Source organism: Mailhella massiliensis (assembly GCF_020741395.1).
Lineage (GTDB): Bacteria > Desulfobacterota > Desulfovibrionia > Desulfovibrionales > Desulfovibrionaceae > Mailhella > Mailhella massiliensis_A.
On sequence record NZ_DYZA01000205.1, the window covers coordinates 1 to 5,172 of the forward strand.

A 5,172-nucleotide genomic window follows, 5' to 3' on the forward strand; every position below is an offset into this window, starting at 1 on the left:
AAGCCGAGCGTATTTCAAGAGCAGGGAAACACCGCTTCCCGCTCTCCTTGCGACTTCCGTTTCCCGGCCTGGCGGCATGTGTCCGGCACAGAAGTTCCGAAGCTGCATCCGCATACATGCATGGCACGGAATAAAGGAAACTTTTGCGGAAAAATCCATGCTTGGCACTCCAGAGAAAAAACGCTACGTTCCAGCCCGAGGGCAAACACCGGTTCGTGAGGCCCGGCTCCTTTTCCACTTTTCCGGTGCAGGAGCTCTGCCTACGGGCAAGGATACGTCATGGCCGAAGCTGCAAAGTATAACCGCAGCCGCCCGGGGCCTTTTCAACGATATCCTCCTGTAACCTGCGAGGTTTCTATGAAAATTTTCCATTTCTTCGGTGATTCCGTCACCCTCGGCGTGAACGACGCTCCCGCCGGGGGCTGGGTGGCCAGGCTGGCCGGAAAAGCTGCCGCCGCCGGTCTGCAGGTGCCGCCGGACACTTTTTACAACATGGGGGTTCGCAAAAACTCCAGCGCCATGATTCTGGAACGCTGGAAAAGAGAATTTCAGGCCCGGGCCATGGAGGGCGTACCCTCCTTCCTCATCTTCTGCTTCGGCACGGTGGATATGGCCGCTCCCCAGGGCTCGCCCAATCTGCCTGTGGGAGAATCGGCGGCCAACGCGCGTGAAATTCTGCAGAAGGCAAAAGATTACGGGAGCGTAGTTCTGATCAGCGCGCCCCCTGTAAAGGATGAGGCTCACTGCGCGCGCCTGGAGAGCCTGTGCACGGCCTATGCCGCCATCTGCGCGGCCGTGGACGTACCCTTTATCGACATTTTCCACCCTCTCCTGAACGCGGGCTATGTGCAGGATCTGACCGACGGCGTACACCCCGGACCGGCAGGCAACGAAATGATAGCCGAAGCCCTCATACAGTCCGCCCCTCTGAAGCACTGGTTCAGCGAAAACGAAAAATAATGCTTGACAGAACAGGCTGCGCCCTATAGATTGCACACGTCGAGCGAACGACACGTCACCATCGTCTATCCGGTTAGGACAGAGGCCTCTCAAGCCTCCAAGACGGGTTCAAATCCCGTTGGTGACACCAGAATGTATCTTCCAAAGCCCCATAAGGAATCATAACTCCTTATGGGGCTTTACTTTTATCCTGTCTCGCCGTTTTACGTCCTCACATGATGCCCCTATCCCCAGACTCGGGAAAGGCAGCATTTTTCAGGCCGCAGAGCTCCCGGTACCCTTGCAGGAAACTCTACCGGGAACTCCGCGGCACTTGCGGACACGGCCCCTGGAAACTGCATCGGCGGGCCAAAAGGGGCCCATAAAATCCGACGAAGAAGGGCTGAACTTTCAGGATGGGAAATATCGGCGCTTCTCCTACTGCTTCACCGGAAAACAAAAGGGCTTTCCCCGCCTGTGTCTTTCCGCGGAATCCCATCTTTGTTGACCGATATCTTCAGGCCATGCGGTATCCTTATTAAAGGGAGTATCGCGTCCCTGCCTCTTCCTTTTATCCCTGTTGAAACGAGACCTTCCCCGCCTGAATCCGGGCTGTTTGCCTGTCCTGCGGAAAAAACCGGGCCTGACGCCCGAAAAAATATGCTGATTCTGAACTGTTTCCGGCCAGGCAGCACAACATTCCTTACTTCTCGAAAAGGGTAGGAATACCGCTCCGGCTTTCTGAAGGAACAAGGAAAGAAACTCCCGGAAAATCCCCGAAAGGGAGAACATGCCGGAACCGCCGAGCGGGAAAGTCCCCCCTTCCCTTCCGCTCAGGCTGCGCATCCAGGGGCAAGTCGGGAGTCACGTTTCCCGAACGGCCTGCCTTTTCTTACGGGACAATCCCGGATATCTGTCACCGGCAGGCATGTGTCAAAGATATGCACGGCCATGCGCCTTTCCCCTCAACGGATCTTTCCTGGGCAAAAGCGCATAAAAAACGGCACAGCCCGAAAGCCATGCCGCTTCTTTACGGAGAATTTTGCCTGGCCCCGGGCCGCGGCAGAAAAATTCCCGCTTAGAACGGAATATCGTCCATGGTACTCGCTTCCGAAGGAAAGGCGGGGCCCAGATCTTCATAGTTGCTTTCCTGTCTGGGAGCCTGGCTGCGCTGCCCCTTGTCGGAAGCGCGGTAGGTATTCTCCTGGCGGGCCTGCCTGGGCGGACGGAAATTACCGTATTCTTCCCCCTCACCGGGAGCGGAAGCACTGCGACGATCCAAAAACTGCACGCGGTCGGCACGGATTTCCGTGGTGTAGCGGTCCTGACCGTTCTGATCCTGCCATTTACGGGTGGTAAGCTTGCCTTCCACATAGACAAGGCTGCCCTTGCGCAGGTACTGATTGCAGTTTTCCGCTGCACGCTGGAACACCACGATACGGTGCCATTCCGTGCGTTCCATACGATTGCCGTCTTTATCGGTATACGACTCATCCGTGGCGACGCGCAGGGTAGTCACAGGGGAACCGCTCTGGGTATAGCGCATTTCAGGGTCGGCTCCAAGGCGGCCGATGATCATGACTTTATTCAGCATGGAAACGAATCCTTCTTCTTCCAAAGGGTGAACAGGGGAGGCACTATCGCTCTCTTACGAGGTCAACATAGACCGAATACCCATGGAACACAAGAAAAACCTGCCTGCGGCCTTCCGTATCGGGGGCAGGGGATGCCGCCCTCATCCTTTACGGAAAGGGATTCACCTGTGCACGGAAACGTCGGGAGGAACATACTCCGCGCATCCCGTCGGACAGGCTCTTTACATAATTGTCACACTTTTTAAAGAAAAAAGGGTGGAAAAACATGCCGGACACACAAATTCCCCCATACCGGGACTTGACGAGTACGCCGTACAATGCCAGAGTTTTCCGAAAGTGTATCTTGCCGCAGGGGCAGCTCTGCGGAAACGAAGGCTCCCGACCACAAGGCCGGTCCCTATACACGCAATCTCGTGTACGCTGTCAGGAGATGTGTACCATGGAAAAAAAGAATCTGGATTGGGCAAATCTGAGCTTTAGCTACATGAAGACCGACAAGCGCTTCGTGTCCAACTACAAGAACGGAGCCTGGGACGACGGTCTGCTTACCGATGACGACAAGGTAGTCATTACCGAATGTGCCGGTGTGCTCCAGTATTCCCAGTCCTGTTTTGAAGGCCTGAAGGCCTATACCACCGAAGACGGCCATGTGGTCTGCTTCCGACCCGACCTCAACGGCCAACGCATGGAAGATTCCTGCCGCCGTCTGGAAATGCCGGTGTACCCCACCGAACGCTTTGTTGACGCCGTGGTGGAAACCGTGAAGGCCAACCTTGCCTGGGTGCCTCCCTACGGTTCCGGCGCGACTTTGTATATCCGTCCCTATATGTTCGCCAGCTCCGCCGTCATCGGCGTAAAACCCGCTGAAGAATATCAGTTCCGTATTCTCGTCACGCCCGTCGGTCCTTACTTCAAGGGCGGCGCCAAGCCCATCGTCATCCGCGTGAGCGATTTCGACCGTGCCGCACCCCACGGTACCGGCCACATCAAGGCCGGTCTCAACTATGCCATGAGCCTGCACGCCATCATGGACGCCCACCGTCAGGGCTATGCGGAAAACATGTATCTCGACCCGGCTACCCGTACCAAGGTAGAGGAAACCGGCGGCGCAAACTTCATCTTCATCACGAAGGACGGCAAGCTCGTCACGCCCAAGAGCGAAAGCATCCTTCCTTCCATCACTCGCCGCTCCCTCCTCTATGTGGCCCAGCATTACCTCGGCATGGAGGTGGAAGAGCGCGAGGTACCCCTCGCCGAAGTACCCTCCTTCGCGGAAGTGGGCCTCTGCGGCACGGCCGCCGTCATCTCGCCTGTAGGCAAGATTGTGGATCACGATAAGGAAATCCTCGTCCCCTCCGGCATGGGCAATATGGGCCCCGTACTCAGCAAGCTGTATGACACTCTCACCGGCATACAGATGGGCCGCATCGAAGCGCCTGAAGGCTGGATCAAGCGCATCGCCTAAGAGAGGCTTGGAAAGCATCCCGGCAGCTCTATGCCGAAGCCTGCCACGACAGATAAAGTAAAAAAGCCCTCCTGCGTAAACAGGGAATTGCTATGCTCCCCATCAGGTTACAAAGTTCAGCCTGGTGGGGCTTTCTTACTTTGTCCACCTGATGGGGAGCATACCAGGGGAGCATATCAGGGGCTTTTCTGCCCGACAGGAAATCCCCAGCCCGGAAAAAAACAGGGCCCCGCCAGGCAGCAGCTGCACGTTCTCCGGCTCCGAGAAAACGACCCAAAGGGACGCATACGCCTTGCCGCAGATTCCGAAACAAAAAATACGCAAGAGGCCCCGGCTCGGAAACAGACCTCCCGGGATGCAGACAGAGAGGTCTTCGTGCCTCACCTCTCACTCTTTTTCTGAACAGGGAACCGCGCTAAAACTCGCAGAAAAATTCCAGGCTTTCCCCGGCAGGGCCGGTGCAGAAGCCGTTGCGCATACGGAATGAGCCGGGCTGCCTTTCCCCTCCACAGGTCTCTTCTCCGGCCAGAACATCTTCTGCCGGGCGGGAAAGGATGCATCCCCAGGCAACGCAGCGCTCCAGCATGGCGTCCACATCTTCGGGGCGCTCCACAGCCAGAGCGATATGGGCGAACACGCCTGTACCCGCGCCCTCGGCGCCGAAGACGATTTCAAGGATGCTGTTGCCGAAATCCAGCATGGTAATATGCCGCGGCCCCCTGGCCCAGGTTCTGATCAGGGGCAGACCTATCAAGTCCTTGTAAAACGCCGTCGTCCGCTCATACACTTCCCTATCCTGAATGGCCATGGCTACATGATGCAGCCCTTTGCACACGTTCATACCGACCTCCTGCGTTTCCCGCACCTCAACGCCTCCGGGAAGGGATGCGCCGGACAGACCGGCAGCCGCCTCCCGATGCCTCTCAAAAAACTTAAGCCGTGATTTCTCACCGTATAACGGAACGGAAAGAATGGAGCTCATAAAATTCATCCACGTAAGGAAACAATTCCTTCATGATCTCCACACGACGCGGCAGATACGCGCTGTAGCTCTGACGGGTAATGATTTCCGCTACAGGGTCGGCCAGAAGACGGCTCTTCTTTTCCAGCTCAAAGGCCTTCTCCAACGTGGCGGCGGAACGGGCACTGTTCTCCATTTCGTGCCAGTCGCTT

General features: G+C 56.7%; 5 protein-coding genes and 1 tRNA gene. 3 read left to right on the top strand and 3 right to left on the bottom strand.

The genetic code is table 11. The features are described from left to right. Positions 1 to 357 precede the first annotated feature (357 nt). Both K8W16_RS10045 and K8W16_RS10050 read left to right on the top strand, forming a co-directional pair. Positions 358 to 960 carry a GDSL-type esterase/lipase family protein gene (locus K8W16_RS10045; RefSeq protein WP_304123206.1) on the top strand — a complete coding sequence of 201 codons (603 nt, stop codon included), beginning with the start codon at positions 358 to 360 and terminating at the stop codon, positions 958 to 960. A 54-nt stretch (positions 961 to 1,014) separates the two neighbouring features. Next, positions 1,015 to 1,090 (top strand) — tRNA-Glu (locus K8W16_RS10050). 927 nt (positions 1,091 to 2,017) lie between these two features. On the opposite strand, the gene K8W16_RS10055 is transcribed toward K8W16_RS10050, so the two are convergent. Continuing rightward, positions 2,018 to 2,533 (bottom strand): single-stranded DNA-binding protein, encoded by a 516-nt coding sequence (locus tag K8W16_RS10055; RefSeq protein ID WP_304123210.1) that lies wholly within the window; start codon positions 2,531 to 2,533, stop codon positions 2,018 to 2,020. 431 nt (positions 2,534 to 2,964) lie between these two features. On the opposite strand from K8W16_RS10055, the gene K8W16_RS10060 reads away from it, so the two are divergent. After that, the gene (locus tag K8W16_RS10060) at positions 2,965 to 3,999 is read left to right on the top strand and encodes a branched-chain amino acid aminotransferase (RefSeq protein ID WP_304123212.1); all 1,035 of its coding nucleotides are present in this window, start codon (positions 2,965 to 2,967) and stop codon (positions 3,997 to 3,999) included. Between the two features lie 415 nt (positions 4,000 to 4,414). On the opposite strand, the gene K8W16_RS10065 is transcribed toward K8W16_RS10060, so the two are convergent. Together K8W16_RS10065 and K8W16_RS10070 are read right to left on the bottom strand one after the other, a co-directional pair. Continuing rightward, positions 4,415 to 4,840, bottom strand: coding sequence for a VOC family protein (locus K8W16_RS10065; protein WP_304123215.1), 426 nt, complete (start codon positions 4,838 to 4,840; stop codon positions 4,415 to 4,417). A gap of 106 nt (positions 4,841 to 4,946) precedes the next feature. Continuing rightward, positions 4,947 to 5,172: hypothetical protein (locus K8W16_RS10070; protein ID WP_304123218.1), on the bottom strand; the 226-nt coding region annotated here is incomplete at its 5' end.

Coding starts and splice junctions, on each gene's coding strand:
- K8W16_RS10045 (WP_304123206.1), top strand. CDS start 358: ATGAAAATTTTCCATTTCTTCGGTGATTCCGTCACCCTCGGCGTGAAC.
- K8W16_RS10055 (WP_304123210.1), bottom strand. CDS start 2,533: ATGCTGAATAAAGTCATGATCATCGGCCGCCTTGGAGCCGACCCTGAA.
- K8W16_RS10060 (WP_304123212.1), top strand. CDS start 2,965: ATGTGTACCATGGAAAAAAAGAATCTGGATTGGGCAAATCTGAGCTTT.
- K8W16_RS10065 (WP_304123215.1), bottom strand. CDS start 4,840: ATGAACGTGTGCAAAGGGCTGCATCATGTAGCCATGGCCATTCAGGAT.